Annotated in this window: 2 protein-coding genes; both read left to right on the forward strand. The window is 64.2% G+C overall.

Translation table 11 applies throughout. From position 1 onward, the window contains the following. The coding region (gene tnpC, locus LPA37_RS27600) for an IS66 family transposase (RefSeq protein ID WP_229014256.1) at window positions 1-1,327 on the forward strand (1,327 nt) is incomplete at its 5' end. A gap of 2 nt (window positions 1,328-1,329) precedes the next feature. Then, the gene (locus LPA37_RS27605; RefSeq protein ID WP_229014257.1) at window positions 1,330-1,923 is read left to right on the forward strand and encodes a plasmid pRiA4b ORF-3 family protein; all 594 of its coding nucleotides are present in this window, start codon (window positions 1,330-1,332) and stop codon (window positions 1,921-1,923) included. Window positions 1,924-1,937: the final 14 nt, after the last annotated feature.

Genomic DNA, 1,937 nt, shown 5'->3' on the forward strand with positions numbered 1-1,937 from the left:
GCCAGAACCGGTGCCTGATGAACCTGTAGACACGACAGCGCCGGCGGTCCCACTACGCCGCCGCTCGCGCGAATTCCCTGCACACCTGCCCCGTGAGGTGGTGGAGCACAAGCCGCAGGGCTGCGACTGCCCCGAATGCGGCGGCCGGCTGCGCAAGCTGGGTGAAGACGCCTCCGAGATGCTGGACTACGTGCCGGGGTACTTCCGGGTGATCCGCCACGTGCGTCCCCGGCTGAGCTGCAGCCGTTGTGCGAAGGTCGTCCAGGAAGCGGCGCCGTCGCGCCCGATCGCACGCGGCATGGCTGCAGCCGGCCTGCTGGCGCAGGTGGTAGTTGCCAAGTACGCCGACCATACGCCGTTGTACCGGCAGGCAGGAATCTATCGACGTGCCGGCATTGAACTGGACCGCGCCACGCTGGCCTCGTGGGTTCGGGATTCCGCCGCACTGCTGCAGCCGCTCGCGGATGCCGTTGGCCGGTATGTGCGCGAGGCACAAAAAATCCATACCGATGACACTCCCGTCCCGGTGCTGGAACCCGGACGCGGCAAGACACGTACGGCGCGGTTGTGGACGTATGTACGCGATGACCGGCCGGCGGGCAGCCGGGCACCCCCGGCGGTCTGGTACCAGTACTCGCCCGACCGTAAGGGAGAGCGACCCCGCACGCATCTGCAGGGCTGGTCGGGCATCCTGCAGGCGGATGCCTATAGTGGCTACGACGCGCTGTACCGCGATGGCACGATCATCGAGGCAGCGTGCTGGGCGCATGTGCGGCGCAAGTTCTACGACCTGTACGAACTGGAGCGTTCGCCGGTAGCGCAGGAGGCACTCAGCCGCATCGCGGCCCTGTATGCCATCGAGTGCGAGGTGCGCGGCCGCAAGCCGGAGGTCCGGCAGTCGGTGCGCATGGCGCGGGCATTGCCGCTCGCAGGTGCACTGAAGGACTGGCTCGAACATACGCTCGCGCAGGTCTCGGTGAAGTCGGGCCTTGGCAAGGCGATCCGGTATGCGCTGGGGAACTGGCCTGCGCTGGTGCGCTACTGTGAAGACGGGCGCATCGAGATAGATAACAACACCGCGGAGCGATCGATCAGGCCGCTGGTTCTCGGCAGGCGCAACTATCTGTTCGCTGGTTCTGACGGCGGTGGACAGAGTGCGGCGGTCATCTACAGCCTGATCGGAACGGCACGCCTGAATGGCATCGAACCGTATGCGTATCTGCGTACGGTGTTCGAGCGCATCGCCGAGCATCCCATCAACCGAATCGACGAGTTGCTGCCGTGGCGTTTGATGCCGGTAGAGCAGCCGCTCCAGCAGGCTGCGTGACGATGGCATCAACTCGCAAACCTGCGTTACGCGCGATCAATTCACAGGTACCGGTCTACCAGTTGCACATTGAGCTGAAGTATCTGAAGCCGGCGGTCTGGAGACGGGTGCTGGTCCCTGCCTCGATCAAGCTGCCGAAGCTGCATGTCGTGCTGCTGTTGGCGATGGGATGGGATGGCGGCCACATGCACGAATTCGTGTTCGGCGATACCAACTACGGGGTGCCCGATCCGGACTTCCCGAGTGACCCGCCGATGCTCAACGAAGCGCGGGCGAGCCTGGGCAAGGCGCTCGGCGCGCTGAAGTCATTCACCTACATCTACGATTACGGCGACAACTGGCAGCATCGTGTGAAGGTCGAGAAGGTCCTGCCGCCTGACCCTGAGCTGCGCTCGCCCATCTGCCTGGACGGTCGCAATGCCTGTCCGCCGGAAGATGTTGGCGGCGTACCCGGCTACATCGAGTTCCTCGACGCGATCATTGATCCCGCTCATGAGGAACACAACCGGTTGCTCGATTGGTGCGGCGGTAGTTTCGATCCTGCTGCCTTTGACCTCCAGGGCTTCAACGAACGCCTCTTCGAGATCAAATTCTGATCGTCAAGACGGCC

The organism is Paraburkholderia gardini (assembly GCF_907164545.1).
GTDB lineage: Bacteria > Pseudomonadota > Gammaproteobacteria > Burkholderiales > Burkholderiaceae > Paraburkholderia > Paraburkholderia gardini.